15 protein-coding genes and 1 pseudogene are annotated in these 14,845 nt (G+C 68.9%); 13 read left to right on the top strand and 3 right to left on the bottom strand.

All coding sequences use genetic code 11. The features are described 5' to 3' along the window. Positions 1-44: 44 nt before the first annotated feature. On the top strand, positions 45-962 hold the full coding sequence (locus tag AWQ70_RS26855; protein WP_067181564.1) for a UTP--glucose-1-phosphate uridylyltransferase: 918 nt from the start codon (positions 45-47) through the stop codon (positions 960-962). A gap of 265 nt (positions 963-1,227) precedes the next feature. On the opposite strand, the gene AWQ70_RS26850 is transcribed toward AWQ70_RS26855, so the two are convergent. Together AWQ70_RS26850 and AWQ70_RS26845 are read right to left on the bottom strand one after the other, a co-directional pair. After that, complete coding sequence (locus tag AWQ70_RS26850) at positions 1,228-1,815, bottom strand: 2'-5' RNA ligase family protein (protein WP_373282382.1); 588 nt, start codon at positions 1,813-1,815, stop codon at positions 1,228-1,230. Positions 1,816-1,859: 44 nt separating this feature from the next. Beyond that, complete coding sequence (locus tag AWQ70_RS26845; RefSeq protein WP_157530436.1) at positions 1,860-3,167, bottom strand: NsdA family TPR-like regulatory protein; 1,308 nt, start codon at positions 3,165-3,167, stop codon at positions 1,860-1,862. A 174-nt stretch (positions 3,168-3,341) separates the two neighbouring features. On the opposite strand from AWQ70_RS26845, the gene AWQ70_RS26840 reads away from it, so the two are divergent. The 12 genes from AWQ70_RS26840 to AWQ70_RS26785 all read left to right on the top strand — a co-directional run bounded on the left by AWQ70_RS26840 (position 3,342) and on the right by AWQ70_RS26785 (position 13,365). Next, positions 3,342-3,656 (top strand): hypothetical protein, encoded by a 315-nt coding sequence (locus AWQ70_RS26840; protein WP_157530434.1) that lies wholly within the window; start codon positions 3,342-3,344, stop codon positions 3,654-3,656. Next, positions 3,653-4,270, top strand: a complete 618-nt coding sequence (locus AWQ70_RS26835) for a hypothetical protein (protein ID WP_067181551.1) — start codon at positions 3,653-3,655, stop codon at positions 4,268-4,270. The genes AWQ70_RS26840 and AWQ70_RS26835 overlap by 4 nt, the downstream gene beginning before the upstream one ends. A gap of 210 nt (positions 4,271-4,480) precedes the next feature. After that, a complete protein-coding gene (locus AWQ70_RS26830; RefSeq protein WP_067181547.1) occupies positions 4,481-4,738 on the top strand; it encodes a hypothetical protein in 258 nt (85 codons plus the stop codon). A gap of 382 nt (positions 4,739-5,120) precedes the next feature. After that, positions 5,121-5,336 (top strand): DUF397 domain-containing protein, encoded by a 216-nt coding sequence (locus tag AWQ70_RS26825; RefSeq protein WP_067181544.1) that lies wholly within the window; start codon positions 5,121-5,123, stop codon positions 5,334-5,336. Between the two features lie 14 nt (positions 5,337-5,350). Beyond that, positions 5,351-6,325, top strand: a complete 975-nt coding sequence (locus AWQ70_RS38010) for a glycosyltransferase family 2 protein (protein WP_169808754.1) — start codon at positions 5,351-5,353, stop codon at positions 6,323-6,325. Next, the gene (locus AWQ70_RS26815) at positions 6,322-7,557 is read left to right on the top strand and encodes a methionine adenosyltransferase (protein ID WP_169808753.1); all 1,236 of its coding nucleotides are present in this window, start codon (positions 6,322-6,324) and stop codon (positions 7,555-7,557) included. The genes AWQ70_RS38010 and AWQ70_RS26815 overlap by 4 nt, the downstream gene beginning before the upstream one ends. 58 nt (positions 7,558-7,615) lie before the next feature. Beyond that, positions 7,616-8,461, top strand: a complete 846-nt coding sequence (locus AWQ70_RS26810; protein WP_169808752.1) for a sugar phosphate isomerase/epimerase family protein — start codon at positions 7,616-7,618, stop codon at positions 8,459-8,461. Then, positions 8,458-9,513: a Gfo/Idh/MocA family protein gene (locus tag AWQ70_RS26805; RefSeq protein WP_067181530.1), complete on the top strand. Its 1,056-nt coding sequence runs from the start codon at positions 8,458-8,460 to the stop codon at positions 9,511-9,513. Before AWQ70_RS26810 ends, AWQ70_RS26805 begins: the two co-directional genes overlap by 4 nt. Then, the gene (locus tag AWQ70_RS26800) at positions 9,510-10,400 is read left to right on the top strand and encodes a Gfo/Idh/MocA family protein (RefSeq protein ID WP_067181527.1); all 891 of its coding nucleotides are present in this window, start codon (positions 9,510-9,512) and stop codon (positions 10,398-10,400) included. Before AWQ70_RS26805 ends, AWQ70_RS26800 begins: the two co-directional genes overlap by 4 nt. Further along, the gene (locus AWQ70_RS26795; RefSeq protein ID WP_067181524.1) at positions 10,397-11,230 is read left to right on the top strand and encodes an AAA family ATPase; all 834 of its coding nucleotides are present in this window, start codon (positions 10,397-10,399) and stop codon (positions 11,228-11,230) included. The genes AWQ70_RS26800 and AWQ70_RS26795 overlap by 4 nt, the downstream gene beginning before the upstream one ends. A gap of 16 nt (positions 11,231-11,246) precedes the next feature. Then, the gene (locus tag AWQ70_RS26790) at positions 11,247-12,872 is read left to right on the top strand and encodes a carbamoyltransferase family protein (protein ID WP_084517847.1); all 1,626 of its coding nucleotides are present in this window, start codon (positions 11,247-11,249) and stop codon (positions 12,870-12,872) included. Positions 12,873-12,897: 25 nt separating this feature from the next. After that, positions 12,898-13,365: an NUDIX hydrolase gene (locus AWQ70_RS26785; RefSeq protein ID WP_067181630.1), complete on the top strand. Its 468-nt coding sequence runs from the start codon at positions 12,898-12,900 to the stop codon at positions 13,363-13,365. Between the two features lie 122 nt (positions 13,366-13,487). Here the strand turns inward: AWQ70_RS26785 and AWQ70_RS26780 are convergent. Next, a pseudogene (locus AWQ70_RS26780) lies at positions 13,488-14,722 on the bottom strand (IS701 family transposase). Positions 14,723-14,845: the final 123 nt, after the last annotated feature.

Genomic DNA, 14,845 nt, shown 5'->3' with positions numbered 1-14,845 from the left:
ACTGTGCCGACCGCCGTGTGTTCGGCTTCACGAGAGGGAATCGGATGACTACGACGATCCGCAGGGCTGTGATCCCCGCCGCCGGACTCGGCTCCCGCCTCCTGCCGTTGACGAAGGCGACCCCCAAAGAGATGCTGCCGGTCGGCGACAAGCCGGTGATCGAACACACCGTGCGCGAGCTGGTCGCCTCCGGCATCACCGACATCACCATCGTCGTCTCCGGTGGCAAGTCGCTGATCCAGGACCACTTCCGGCCCAATCCCGCTCTGGTGGAGCAGCTACGGGCGGACGGCAAGCAGGAGTACGCGGACGCGGTGGAGGAGATCGCCGAGCTCTCCCGCCGCGGCCACATCACCTACCTGGACCAGCACGGCCCCTACGGCAACGGCACCCCGGTCCTGAACGCGGCCCGGAACTTCGACAACGAGCCGATGCTGGTGCTGTGGCCCGACGACGTGTTCGTGGCCGAGGTTCCGCGCGCCCAGCAGTTGATCCGCGCGTACGAGGCGACCAACTGCCCGGTGCTGGCCTTGATGCCCATGCGCCCGGAGGACTCCCAGCGCTACGGCGTGCCTGTGGTCAAGGAGGACCTGGGTGACGGGCTGCTGCGCATTACCGGCCTCGTCGAGAAGCCCAAGCCCGCCGACGCGCCCTCTGCGTTCGCGGCCATCGGCGGTTACGTCATCACGCCCGGCATCATCGACGAACTGCGCGAGCAGACGAGGCGCTGGTACGAGCACCGCACCGGCGAGATCTACCTCACCGACGCTATCAATGCCTATGCGGGCAGCCGCGCCGTGTACGGGCAGGTCATCCAGGGTCGCTGGTACGACACCGGCAACCCGGCGGACTACCTCGTCGCCCAGTTCGCCTTCGCCCTCGCACACCCTGAGTACGGGCCCGTCCTGCGCCGGCTCGCTCGCGACCTTGAGGGCCATCCCGGCATCGATACGAACCCCTGATCCGTGGTACTGGAGTGTCGGCGAACTCGTCTTCGTTCTGTCAGGTTTCGGGGTCGGTGATGGTGAACGAGTGCCGGGTGGCCTTGGCGCAGGCCGAGGAATCCGGCTCGTAGACGCACGCCGCCATCACAGCATGCCCAAGCCTGCCGATCGGCCGTAACGCTACAAATTCACGCGATTACACGACGCAACTCGGGCATGCCCTGGCGAATCGCCTTCTCACGAAGCTGAGGCCCTTGCCATAGCCTGAGGGTTGTCGAGATCGTCAGGAAAGGCAGGGCCCACCGAAAGGGACCTCGGCCACCGGCCGCCAATCCCAGGCATATTCCGGGCCGTCCTGAACGACCAAGTTGATGCTGCCTATGGTGACCACACAGTCGGGCACGGTGCGCCCCAGCGCTGCGATGATCGGAGCAGCGGGCTGTGCCGCCTTGCTGTAGGCCACCGTGACATGGGGCGTCCAGGGCGCGTGCGAGAGGACACCGTCGCGGCCTGTCGCCATGCGTGTTGCTGTCTCCACCGCGTTCAGCATCGGGAGGAGCGCGTCTCCGGGCCGCGCTTCCAGAGCGATGGCCTCCGGGTGATAGAACACGCGCCCCAGCGTCACGGTGATAGGGGGCACCTGTGCCAGCAACTCCCGAGCCTTGACGAGCATCGTGTCGACCTGGTCATCCGAGATCTCGTCCGTGAGGCCGGCAATGAGCGTCGTCAAGTGCAACCACTCGTGCGGCACCAGGTCCAGGCCGGGCAAACCGCTCAACCGCTCATGAGCAGCGGCTACCGTCGAACGGACTTCCGGACTGTCACGGAACAGGACGTGCCAATAGAGCTGCCCCTTCCCTGGGGGGAGCATCGTCCGTCTCCGCCAACGGTCGGCCATCACCTCTGGGAGTGGGCTCAACCATCCTCCTCAGCGACTTGATCTGCCGACAGGGCGGCAGAGTTGAACTCCCGAATCTGCTCACGCAGATCCGAGGCGACGTCAGAGCCGTGGAAACGCTGATCACGCAATCGCGCATCCATCTCCACGAGATAGTTCGTAACGGTAGCCATGCGAAGCTCGGGCGGCATAGACATCACGGGCGCAATCTGGTCGGCCGCACCGTGGAGGTCGCCCATCATCACATAGGCATTGCCCGCGCCGAACCGGATCTGCGCCCATGTCCCATACACCCACGGATCTCCTGACGTCCAAGCCGCCTCAGCTGTCCTAGCGGCCTGAATCGCCTCCTCCGGGGCGCCCGCCTGCAGCGCTACCGACAGCGCGTACAGCGCCTGGCGAGGGCGAGGACATGACCACGGTGACACCCCGGAGTCGTCCGACCGCGCGATATTCGCAGCCTTCTCTGCCCGCGTTAATGCTTCCCGGGCTCGGTCGATGTCGCCGAGCAGTCCAGCCGCGTTGGCCTCCTGGCTGGCAAGCAGGATCCGCAGCGGTGTCGGCGGGCTGCATTCGAATCCCTTGCGCGCCAGATCAGCGGACACCGCATATCGGCGCCGCCACCGCTCCGTCTTCGCCTGCGCGCTGAGCGCGGCTGCCTGGTTGGCACCAGCCTCGTCAGCGCATAGGGCCGCGGTCATGCCGTGCGTGATCGCCGCCGTGTTGTCATGCAGATCCCCCAGGAGGATGCACGAGTGGGCCAGGAGATCGGCCTCGATCCGGAGCAGGTCACGCGTATGACGAAGCCGCTGCCGACCGCCATGCAGCAGTGAGCGAACCTGCCGGTGAAGCTGGATGACGTCGGAGAGCATGCGTCTCGGCGGAACTCGGGTGTGATTCTCCGCGAGAACGTAGCTGGCCTCGGCGAGCATCTCGATAGTGCCCTGCCCGACGTTGCTCTGCTCGATCCACGCAGCGAGGTCGATCGCCTCGGCCGCGAGGGGCGAGAAGTCATCTGACTGGGAGTCCACTGCGACACTGGTGAGCGGATCAGCCTGGACCGCAGACCATGCTTCATCGCCAAACAGCTCCCGCTCGCTGATTTCTAGGACTCGCGCGAGCAATCGCGGGTACGGGTCACGCGGCCGGCGCTCCCCCGATTCCCACATACGCAGCATTCTGAGCAGCGATTCACGCGTCGGTAGGTGGGCGCGCATGCCCTCATCGGCAGCGTCAACCAGTCGCCGAACCATTTCCTTCGGCAGCCAATCCCGCTCCCGGCGCTTGTCTCGCAGTCGAACAGCCCAAGCCGGAACCTCGCCCATGAGACTCCTCGCGGACACAAAGCGGACGCTGGGGGAGTCCGCTTCCGTCCTCTATCGTCCTCTGTCGCGACGGCGACGCACAGCGTTGTGATGGATCCGCCACGTGAAAAGCGGGACCCGCCACAGTGTTAGCGCACCGGGCGGGCCCCTTGATCAGGAAGTGAGTCCTGACCCGTGCAACACAATAGAGCCCTACCCTCCGGGGCGACGCTCCCTCGCGGCTGGCGGAAGGTGGAGTGCTGCCGGGGCGAGCTGTGCGCGACCCGGGACCAGCGGTTCAGCGAGGGTGCCGAGTTCGCCGGCGCGTTCCGTACGGTCTTCGCCCCGAACGCTTTCGAGCTCGTGCGTGCGGCCGAGCTGATGGAGGCTCGCGCCGAGCAGGCCCCGCCGACACCGCAGTTCGTCCCCCTGGAGCAGCTCATCCCGCCACTGCCTGGCTTCGACGCCGAGCAGGCTGCCCCGGATTCATCCTGCTGGGAGGCGATGTGACCGGCGCGGCTGCTACGGCGGAGGCGCCGTACATCACCGCCTTCGCCGGCGAGCTGGTCAACCACCCGCTCGTCTTCCGATACGGGAGCGAGGCCCGCGCGATCCGCCTCTCCTACGTCGTCCCTGATGACAGTGATTGGCAGTGCGGGGTGCTGCTGGCCCGCCACGGTCGGATCCAGACCGGGCTCCCGTGCCGGGGCCGGGTTCACACCCGGCGGCAGTGGCGTTGCATGGAGCACGGCCTGTGCCTGCACTGCGGTGAACCTGCGGTCGACGCCAGCAGCGGGCGGTTCTGGTGGGTGATCTACGACGGACCCGGCACCGACCTCGACCGCGGTTACACCAGCACGCCGCCGACCTGCCGCGCCTGCATCCCCGCCCAGCTGGTCCGCCGACCCTGCATCGGCAGCTCGCGGCCGTGGATCGGAACGGCCGTCCTCGCCAAGCCGTACGCGGTGCTGGCCGACATCTACCGGCAGGGCGTCGGGGGCGCCCTCCTCGACAAGCAGGGCGTGACGATCCCGCTGGACGAGTTCCGCCGCCTGGAGCAGGCGCTTGCCCACCGGCTCATCGTCTCCTTCACCGACCTGCGTGCCGAGAGGTGGCCGAGTTGAGCCCTCTTGACGTCGCGCGGTCCGCGCCTCCTCCGTCTTGGGCGTGGACCGGGCCTCCCCGCCGTCGCGACCTGCAGCCCGCGACGGTCAAGCACGGCGCGCACCGCCCCACCCTGCGCGTCTTGCTATCACCCTCCGGCCGGGCCGCCACGGGAACTCACCTCCGCCCGTCCCGGCCCGGCCGGAGTCGACCGCCCCGGAAGGAGGAGCATGGACGAGCCGTTGACCGGCGTCACCCTCACCCGGGAGGAACGGCTGCTCGCCGTACTGCAGGCCACCTATCCCGGCTGGGAGATCATCTACCAGCCGGGGAAGGACGGGGAGTTGCCCTGGCTGGCGCGGCGCCGTACTCCTCCCTCGGAAGCGCAGCGCAGGGCCGGCATCCGGGAGCTCGTCTACCGCACCACGGGCGAGGCGCTGGGCTCCGCGGTGGCCGGGATGGTCGAGATCGCGCACTACGTCCACTGACTGCCCCCACCACGCCGCCGGCCATCTCGGGATTGGGCCGGCGTGGCAGGGGGCTGGGCGGCCATGCGAGGGGAAGCGGCCGCCCCACCAGCCCGGCAGGTGCGATGCCGGGAACCCGATGCCAGCCGTGCGCCGCAACCCTGGCGGACGCGTCAGGGGTGGCCTCTCCCTCTCCCCTGTGAGGGAGGGGCCACCCACACCATGAGCTGCCCTGCCGGCCCCGCGACACGGATCACGACTCCTCCTTCCGTCGCGGGGCCGACAGGGCGGGCGGCCCACTCGGGGGCCGCCCATCCCAACTCCCGGCCGGGCCTTCGGGTGCGGATCGCCCGGGCGGGGGCCCTCATCGAGAGGGCGACTCCAGCCACACGTGAGGAGAAAGATGCTGCCCATCACCGATATCGATCTTTCTGGCGCCGTCTGGCGTAAAAGCCGCCGAAGCGCCGGGAACGGCAACTGCGTCGAGGTGGCGGAGCTCCCCGAGGGACACGTCGGGGTCCGTGACAGCAAGGACCAGGACGGCCCCGTCCTCGTCTTCACGCCAGGCGAGTGGGACGCCTTCATCGGGGGCGTCAAGAACGGCGAGTTCGACCTGTGACCTGCCAGGATCTGTTGATCTCGATCGTGGTCTCCACGCGCGGCAACGGGGACGCGCTTCCTACGCTGCTGTCTGCCCTTGCTGAGCAGACGCTCGCCGGCGGCGACCTTGAAGTGGTACTCGTCGACAACGATCCACCCGGCCGCCGCGGCGCGGTTCAGGCGGCGGCCGTGGGTGGAGCGTGGCCGTTCCCTGTTCGGGTGCTCCGTGAGGCGCGCCCGGGGGCAAGCCGAGGACGTAACCACGGCATTCGTGCGGCACGTGGCAGGTACATCGTGCTTACCGACCCTGACATTCGCCCCCGCGAGGGATGGCTGGAAGCGCTGATGGCCGCCGCCATCGACGAGGGCGCTGCCGTGGTAGGCGGCAAGGTCCTCACCTACTACCCGGAAGGTACAGCGATTCCGCTGGAGTGGCCGATCACCCGGCCGCTCGCCGAATGCCACGGTCCGCTCGACTGGCCCAGCGCGCGGACCTCATACGGGTGGCCGTACTGGATCGTCACTGCGAACATGCTCATAGACCGCTTGGCGCTGCCGACGCTGGGGCTCCTGCGCACCGACCTGGGCCGCCGAGGCAAGCTCCCTCTGGACTGCGAAGACCTCGAATACGCCGACCGCGCCCTCCAGGCCGGGCTACGCGTGGTGATCGAACCCGAGGCCGTGGTGGACCACCCCGTCGGCTTCCCCCAGACCCGGTTCGCCTGGTTCCTCACCCAAGGCATCGGCCACGGCATCTGCGTCGCCCGGATGCGCACCAGCGTCGCCGTGCCGGCCGCCGCACTACGCGCGAGAGCCGCCGACCTGTGCGAAGCCGCCGACGGACTGATCCGCGCATGGGGATTCCTCGACAGCGCGCAGGCGACCGCCTCGCTGCGCGACATCGCACGCATCGCCGCCTACCACGCCGAACGTACTCGGCTCTTGCTTACCGGCCGAACGCTTCTACCGGCCGCGCCCAGCCGCACCCACGAAAGGGACACCGCATGAACATCACCGTAGAGAAGGGTCTACCGGCGGCCGACCACGTCATCGAGGTCGTCGAACGCAAAGGCGCCGGGCATCCCGACACCCTGGCAGACGGCGTTGCCGAAGCCGTCTCCCGTGCCTACAGCAACTTCTGCCTGAAGGAGTTCGGCGCGATCCTGCACCACAACAGCGACAAGACCGCGCTCCTCGGCGGAGCCGCCGACGTCACCTTCGGACACGGGGAGCTGACCAAGCCGATCACGGCGCTGATCAACGGCCGGTTTACCGCCGCTCTCGGAGACACGGGCATCCCCGTTCAGGAGATCATCGATAAGGCGGTGCGGGACTATCTCGGGGCCGCGCTGCCGCTGCTGGACATCTCCCGCGATCTGGTGGTGCGGCCGCGGGTGACGCAGGCGTCCAGCCCCGGCGCGGTGCTCGGCGAGGTCGACGAGCAGCAGGCCGGGCGCCGGTTCTGGTTCGCCCCCCGCAGCCTCGACGACCTGGCCGAGCGGGCCCGCATGTTCAGCAACGACACCTCCGCCGGCGTCGGCTACGCCCCGGCCGGGCTGGCCGAGAAGGTCGTCGCTGGAATCGAGCAGTACCTGACGTCTCCGGAGATGGCCGCCGCGTGTCCCTGGTACGGAACCGACGTCAAGATCATGGTGGTTCGGCACGGCAGCGAGGTACACATCACCGCGTGCGTCCCGCAGATCGCCGTCCACACCCCGGACCTGGCCACCTACTCGACGCGGCGTGCCGAGGCCCGCGCCCTCATCCGGGAGGTGGCGCACAACATCGCCCCGCAGTGCCTGATCGACGTCGCGGTCAACACCCGCGACAACGACGAGCGGCGGGAGCTGTATCTCACGGCGACCGGCTCCTCTCTCGAATCCGGTGACGAGGGAGTGGTCGGGAGAGGGAACCGGGCCAACGGGGTGATCTCGATGTGGCGTCCCTGGAGCGCCGAAGGCGTATCGGGGAAGAACCCGGTCTACCACGTCGGGAAGCTCTACAACTTGGCCGCCCAGCAGGCCGCCGAGCGGCTGCACGCTGAGACGGGCCAGACCGTCGCGGTCGCGCTGGTGTCCCAGTCTGGGCGTGACCTGAGCGACCCGTGGCAGGTCGTGGTGCAGACGTCCGGCGAAAGCCGGATCGACGACGGCCTGGCCCGCCGGGTCATCGCGGAAGTGATGGGCGACCTGGACAAGGTGCGGGACGGGCTGCTGTCCGGCACCCTCACCACCGCCTGAGAGAGGCATGGTCACGATGTGCGACAAGATGTTCGCGCCTTGTCTGAACCCCGCTACCGTGAGCGGCCTAGGCTTCGCCGAAGTCGCTGCGCTGGCCGCCGCCAACAACATCGGCCACATCGAGGTATCGATCCAGCAGGTTGTCGCGTTCGGGCCGGACAAAGCCGTCGACCTGCTGGACCGGCTCGGGATCCAGGTCGCCGCCGCGTGCGGGCTGCTCCCGGACGGCCCTGTCCTGCCGCACCCGCTGCTGGTCGACGAGACGACGTACCAGCTCGCCCTGGACGGGCTGGCCGGACGGCTCCACGCCTTCCAAACCATCCGGTGTCCGGTCGCGACGCTCGTCGTCAACCCGCGAACGGATCTCCCCCTGGCCGCCGCCCGCGAGCTGGCCATCAGCCGGTTGCGCCGGTTCGCGGCCGACTGCGCGCTGCACGGCGTGACACTCGCTGTCGAACCGGTCGGCGTCCGCAGCGGGCTACCGCCGTCCTTGGATGGGCGCAACGAGTTCGTCACGGACCTGCCACAGCTTCAACGTCTGCTCGACGACGCCGGCGGGGAGACACTGCTCGGTGCGGTGAGCGTGTGCGTCGACTCCTTCCACTGGGCCGTGACCGGAGCCAACCCGGCACACCTGGCGGGGCTCGACCCGTGGCGGATCGGGCACGTTCAGATCGCCGACATCCCACACAAGATCCCAGCCGGGGAATGGACAGACGCGATGCGGCTGTTCCCCGGCGACGGGGCTCTCCCATGGCAGAGGTTCGTTCGCGGTCTGGAGACGGCCGGGTACGGCGGGCCGGTGTCGGTGGAGCTGTTCAATCCGGACCTGCGCCGCCTGCCCGAGGACGAGATCGCCTGTCACGCTCTGTCCGGCGCGCTGCTGTTGGGAGATAGCAGGTGAGCGAGGTGCGGAAGCCGTGGCGGATCGCGGTGGCCGGGTGCGGGGGAGCCGCGTACGGCATCCATCTGCCTGTCCTGTCCGCTCACCCCGCCTTCGAGGTCATCGCCGTCGCAGACCGGGAACCAGGCCGCGCCGAGCACGCCGCCGCCCAGTTCGGCATCGCCAAGGTGGCCCGGGACGATGACGACCTGATCGACGGAGCCGACATGCTTGCCGTGCTCACCGGCGTCCACGAGCCGTGGATCGAGCGGGCGTTGTCGGCCGGCGTTCACGTCTTCACGGAAAAGCCCGTGAGCCTGGACATCGCCAAGACCCGGCGGTTTCGGCAGCAGGCCGCACGCTCTGGCCTTCTGCTGGAAGTCGGGGCGGTACGCGCCCACGACGGCGCCGTCGACGTGCTCCTCCAGCACCTTTCCAGCGGGGACCTGCGGGGAGGCTGGCTGGTCAAGGCCGACGGCACAGACGAGCGGGAACGCCGCCAGTTCCTGCCCCCAGCCGCGGACGCCTACACGTTCTCTGCCGACCCGCCCCAGCCGTGCCCGGCGGGGCTCAGCACCGCGGGACAGCAGGCACTGAAGATCCTTCTGTGGCAGGGCTACCACCTGCTGACGGTGCTGGCACTGGTATCTCCGCGGGCTCAGCCAGTCGCCTGCACGGTGACCGGCACCAGTGTCCACGCATGTGTCCGTGCCCCCAACGGCGCCCTCATCGCGCTCACAGTCGGCGCGGCCCCTCCCGGAACCCACATCGACCAGGCGCTTTTCACCGGCCCTACCGGCACCACCACGGCGACGTTCGGCCCGCCGTACGGGCCTGCTGGCCCCGGCCAGGTCATCGCCTACGATCCCCAGCCCAGCCCGGTCCCGATCCCGCCCATGGCACCGGCCGATCGGATGTGGTCGGCCATCGCACGACGACTCATCACCTTCCGCCAGCAAGTGGGCGGCGGGACTGGGGATCTCGCTGAAGTCATCGAACGGCTCGCCTACAGATTGGCCTGCCTCGCCAACGGCATCAGCCGGATGCAGTCACAGCTCCAGGAGGCTTCATGAAGAACGAGGCACCACGCCGAGTCGGCGTGGTAGGCGCGGGCAGGATCGTCCGCACCGGGCACCTGCCCGCCTACGCAGCAGGTGGCGTGCCAGTCACGGCGATGTGCAGCAGCAGCCGCGCCACCGCCGCCGCCCTCGCCGACGCGTTCCCCGGCCTGAAGGTGAGGATCCACGACACTGCCGCCGAGGTGGCCGCGGACCCTGACGTCGACGTGATCGACGTGGCGACCCGGCCAGACGACCGGCTGCAGGTCATCCGCGAGTTGCTGCCGTTCGGGAAGCCGCTGCTGGTGCAGAAGCCGCTCGCCTACACCCTGGAGGAGGCCCTCGCGATCGCCCGCGAGGCCGCCGAGGCCGGTGTTCCTCTCGCCGTGAACCACAACCTGCGGTGGGCTCCGCCCCAGCGGCTGCTCCTGGACTGGGCGCGCTCCGGCAGGCTCGGCGACATTGCCCACCTCGCGCACGTCCACCACTTCAGCGAGGACATCCGCGCCTGGTACATCGACCACCCCGACTATCTGTTCCTCGATCACGGGCTGCACTATCTGGACCTGGCCCGTCAGCTCGCCGGCGAACCGGTGGCCGTGTCCGCACGCGCGCGCATCCTGCCCGGTCAGACAGCTCTCAGCCCTCTCACCTACACGATCACCGCCACCCTCCATACCGCCACCACATCCGAGACATTCAGCCCGTCCGGCGAATGGGTGCCCGACGGGATTCTCGGCGCCTACAGGGCATTCGCCCAGGCCCTGGACAGCGACACGGTGCCCGAGCACGACGTCACCGACCATCTGCGCAGCCTCGCCCTGGCCGTCGCCGCGGCGACGTCGGCGGCCGAGAACGGCGCGTGGACCAACGTGCCAGCATCGGAAGGCGCCCTGCGATGAAGGAGGTGATGCTCGCGTTGGAAGGCCCACCCGGCGCCGGAAAGACGACACTGCTCGGCGCGCTCGTCCCCGCCCTCGGCGATACCGCCCTTTTCTTCTCCGAACCGAACATCACGCTGGGCGGGGAAACCACTCCCGTCCACGCCAGCACAGCCCAGGAGACGTTGTGGTACCTGCGGCAGGAGAAGGCCCGCGCCCAAGCATTACGGGACGCCGCCCTCGCCGACACCAACGTGGTGGTGTGCGACCGTAACCATCTCGGCGTGCTCGCCTACACCTGGGCCGCCCGCCAGCGCGACGCCTTCCCCTACAAGAAAGCGCTGGCCTACTTCCGGCGGCACATCGCCCCGCTGTACGACGGCAGCAAGCTGCGGACGGTGATCCTGCTGGTGAGCGTGGACGCCAGCCTGGAACGCCGCGGAGGCCGCCCCGCCCACCGATGGCTGCGCCAGTGGTACGACCCCGGCCTGTTGGGGCGGATGGCCGAGTTCTACACCGAACACAGCCGGGCTCTCTGCCCCAACCCGCCTCTGGTGATCGACACCGACCCGCTCGACCCGGCGGCGGTCCTGTCGGTCGTCGCCGGCGAGCTCCGCGCCGCCGGCGCACTCCTTCCCGCGCACATCCCCACCGCGCCCGGCCAGCCCGACGTAGACGCCAGATTCGCAGATTTTTACGCGGAGTCAGGCGGACGGGATCTGTTCGGCCGGACAGTAACGGACGCGTTCGCCTACCGGGGCGGGCTGATGCAGATGTTCCAGCTCGCCGCCCTCACCCAGGTCGACGGCCACACCAGCCTGTGGAACCCCTACCACGCCCTGCGCCAGTAACCCCTCGGAGCTGCTCATGACCAGCACAACCCCATGCGTGATCGGCATCAACTTCGGCCACGACGGCGGAGCCGCCCTCGTCACCCCCGACACGATGATCGCGATCGGCGAGGAGCGGCTCAACCGCCGCCGATACAGCCCCGGCTGGCAGGCCGCCCTCCTCTACTGCCTCCGCGCCACCGGCATGACCCTCGCCGACGTCGACCTCGTGGTGGCCAGCAACTTCGGCCGGATCCCGCTCACGGCCGCCGACACCGGCATGCACCACCTGGGCGTGGACCCGGCACGGATCGTCATCGTCGACCATCACCTCTCCCACGCCTATACGGCCTACTGCCTCGGCCCCTACGACCAGGCGACCGTCCTGGTCGCCGACGGCGCGGGCAACAACACCGACACCGAGACCTACTACGTGGCCACGCTGGACGGGATCGAACGGCTCGGCGGCAACGACCCGTCCCGGGGCCGCGCGGGCGGGATCGGCGCCACCTACGAGGCGTTCACCGAGTACCTCGGCTGGTCCGCCCAGGAAGCCGGAAAAACCATGGCGCTGGCCAGCTTCGGAGACCCCGACATCTTCGCCGCCCCGCTGTTCGACCTGCGCGGTACCCGCGTCTACGGGCGCCTGGCCGCCACCCATGCCGCTGGCGTCGCCGACCTGATCGCCCGCACGGGCTGGGACTTCGGGCCAGCAGGCAGCAAAGGCGGAGACGAGCGCGGAATCAACGCGGCCGCCTACCTGCAGGCCCAGGTGGAGCAGGTCCTCTCCGGTCTCGCGACGAATGTGATCGCAGAGACAGGGATCGGAAACCTGTGCGTGGCGGGAGGAGTCGCGCTCAACTGCGTCGCCAACGACGAGTTGCGTCGCCTACCTGCCGTGACCGGCCTGTTCGTGCCGCCGCCGGCGTCCGACCGCGGTCAGGCCCTGGGGTGCGCCCTGTACGGGTTGCACCAGCTCACCGGCCAGATCCCCAGGCGGCCGATCGCCGATGATGCCTTCGGACATCACTACAGCGACGACGAGATCGAGTTGGCGCTGCGCCGCGACCCCCGGTCAGGTCTCACGGAACGGTCCTTCGTCCCGTTCACCTGGCGGCGTGAGAGTGACATCGCCGCCACGGCCGCGCAGATGCTCGCCGCGGGGAAGCTGATCGGATGGTTCGACGGCCGGAGCGAACTCGGCCCCCGCGCGCTCGGCCACCGCTCCATCCTGGCCGACCCGCGCACCGTTGCTTCCCGCGACGCCCTCAACGGGTGGATCAAGCATCGTGAGCCGTTCCGCCCGTTCGCACCGGCCGTACTGGACGCCGACGCCTCCCGCTGGTTCGACATGGACGGCGCCCTGTCCCCGTTCATGCTGCTGGCGCCGGCCGTACGCGACGACTGCAAGCCCATGATTCCTGGCGTCGTCCATGTCGATGGGACCGCACGGGCCCAGACCGTCAACCCCAGCGTCAACCCGCGCTTCGCCTCGCTGATCAGCCACTTCGGGAAGATCACCGGCGTTTCGGTGGTGCTGAACACCTCATTCAACGATCGCGAGCCGATCGTCGAAACCCCAGCGGACGCGCTGGCCACGTTCCAAGACACGGACCTGGACGCTCTCTGTCTGGGTGACTATCTCGTGGAGAAGGAAAGCTGAGGACGTCAGAACTACGATGAGCGACATGCCCACCACACACATCCGTGCAGCTGCCCGTGTGGTCGTGCTCGACCAGGACGACCGGATACTCCTGCTGCGCTACGACGAAGGCAACGGCGTGTTCTGGGCAACCCCCGGCGGAGCCCTCGAACCCGGAGAGACCCACGTCCAGGCCGCCGTACGGGAACTGCATGAAGAGCTCGGTGTCGAGGCGGTTGAAATCGGCTTCGAGATCGCCACCCGAGCCAAAGAGCATGTGATCAATGGCGAGCTCACCCGGCAGGTGGAGCGCTACTTCGTCGCCCGAGTCCCTGCGGGAGAAGTTAACCCATCCAGGGCCACGCAGACCGACGACATCCTCGCCTGGCAGTGGTGGTCACTTTCCGAACTCGGTGCCACCCACCAGACCGTCTACCCCCTCGGCCTCACTGGTCTCGTTCAGCGGTTCCTGATGGATGGGCCCCCGTCACACCCGGCCGTCCTGGAAGGCTGACATCTGACAAGCCCCTATCAGTGCTTTGTTAGGTGATCAGGGTGGTCGCTGTGAGCAGGTCGGGCAGCGGCCGGTCCAGGTGGCCAGGAGCACCTGGAGTTCCTTGAGGATCGTGTAGAGGGTCAGGCCGCAGCTTTTGGGTCGTGCAGGCGCAGTTCGGTGCAGAACAGATGCGCGGAGGTCACCAGGGTGACGTGGCGATGCCAGCCGATCCAGGAGCGGCCCTCGAAGTGGTCCAGGCCCAGGCCGGTCTTCAGTTCGCGGTAGTCGTGCTCGAGATCCGCCAGCGGATCTTGGCCAGGGCGACCAGCGTGGCCGGTGGAGTGCCGGCGGGCAGGACGGTCAGCCAGTACTTGTCGGCTCGGGCTCATCGTCGGGCCATTGCGCGATCAGGAGACTGATCGGCAGCGTGCCGTCGGCTGCGGGGCGCGGCCGACGCCCGGCGACGCGAACGGGCAGGATGACGAACTGGGAGGTCATGAGCCCTTTGGAGCCGGCCCGCCAGGTCACGGTTTGCGCCGCCTGATGTCCGGCGGCCAGCACGTGCTCGCGCAGGCTGATCGGCCGGGCCGGGTAGCGGTGTGGCCGGGGCGGGCGGCCGCGGCCCAAGTACGTGACCGGGTCGGGTTCGTCGGTGGCGTGGTGGGCGGTGACCGCTCCTTTGACCTGCACCACGTGCAGGCCGCGCTCGGACAGGGCCGCGCGCAGGTGGGCGTTGTCGCCGTAGCCGGCATCGGCCACCACCAGCGGCGGCGCAAGACCCCAGGCGGCCAGCTCATCGAGCATCTCCACCGCGAGCTGCCACTTGGGCCGGTGGTGTTCGCCATCGGGGATGGCGCAGCGGGCGCGGCGCGCGCTGACCTGCTCGGCGGCCTCATCGTCAGCGGCCTGCGCGGGGTCCCAGGAGGCGGGCAGGAACAGGCGCCAGTTCAGCGGGCAGGAGGCGGCGTCGGTGACCGCGTGCACGCTGACGCCGACCTGGCAGTTGCCGACCTTGCCCAGGGTGCCGGAGTACTGCCGGGCCACGCCGGGTGAGGCGATTCCGTCCTTGGGGAAGCCGGTGTCGTCGATCACCCAGGCCACCGGGGTGATGGCGGCGACCGCCCGGGGTGGCCAAGTGGCGGCGCACTTGGGTGAGATCCCAGGTGGAGGAGGTGAGGAACTGCTGGAGTCCTTGGTGGTCGACACCCAGGCGCTCGGCCATCGGCTGCATCGACTTGCGGCGGCCGTCCAGCAGCAGGCCCCGCAGGTAGGTCAGCCCTTTGGCCCGCTGATCCCGGCGGGCCAAAGGAGCGAACATCTCTGCAGCGAAGGACTCCAGTTGCTGCCGGACATGGGCAAGGTGCTCGGGGGTCACGCCCGCATCGCACCACTACATCCCGAAACGGACCAGCCACAAAAGCCTGACCCAACAAAGCACTACTAGGAGGGCTGCGGCGGCGACCGCCCCGGCCACGTGCGGCGGCCGACCTCTGGTAGC

Source organism: Microtetraspora niveoalba (assembly GCF_001570405.1).
Classification (GTDB): domain Bacteria; phylum Actinomycetota; class Actinomycetes; order Streptosporangiales; family Streptosporangiaceae; genus Microtetraspora; species Microtetraspora niveoalba.
This window is presented reverse-complemented; position numbering and strand designations above follow the sequence as displayed.

Excerpts from the sequence above, each read along its gene's own strand:
- AWQ70_RS26855 (WP_067181564.1), top strand. The coding sequence starts at position 45 with ATGACTACGACGATCCGCAGGGCTGTGATCCCCGCCGCCGGACTCGGC.
- AWQ70_RS26850 (WP_373282382.1), bottom strand. The coding sequence starts at position 1,815 with ATGCTCCCCCCAGGGAAGGGGCAGCTCTATTGGCACGTCCTGTTCCGT.
- AWQ70_RS26845 (WP_157530436.1), bottom strand. The coding sequence starts at position 3,167 with ATGGGCGAGGTTCCGGCTTGGGCTGTTCGACTGCGAGACAAGCGCCGG.
- AWQ70_RS26830 (WP_067181547.1), top strand. The coding sequence starts at position 4,481 with ATGGACGAGCCGTTGACCGGCGTCACCCTCACCCGGGAGGAACGGCTG.
- AWQ70_RS26825 (WP_067181544.1), top strand. The coding sequence starts at position 5,121 with ATGCTGCCCATCACCGATATCGATCTTTCTGGCGCCGTCTGGCGTAAA.
- AWQ70_RS26815 (WP_169808753.1), top strand. The coding sequence starts at position 6,322 with ATGAACATCACCGTAGAGAAGGGTCTACCGGCGGCCGACCACGTCATC.
- AWQ70_RS26800 (WP_067181527.1), top strand. The coding sequence starts at position 9,510 with ATGAAGAACGAGGCACCACGCCGAGTCGGCGTGGTAGGCGCGGGCAGG.
- AWQ70_RS26795 (WP_067181524.1), top strand. The coding sequence starts at position 10,397 with ATGAAGGAGGTGATGCTCGCGTTGGAAGGCCCACCCGGCGCCGGAAAG.
- AWQ70_RS26790 (WP_084517847.1), top strand. The coding sequence starts at position 11,247 with ATGACCAGCACAACCCCATGCGTGATCGGCATCAACTTCGGCCACGAC.
- AWQ70_RS26785 (WP_067181630.1), top strand. The coding sequence starts at position 12,898 with ATGCCCACCACACACATCCGTGCAGCTGCCCGTGTGGTCGTGCTCGAC.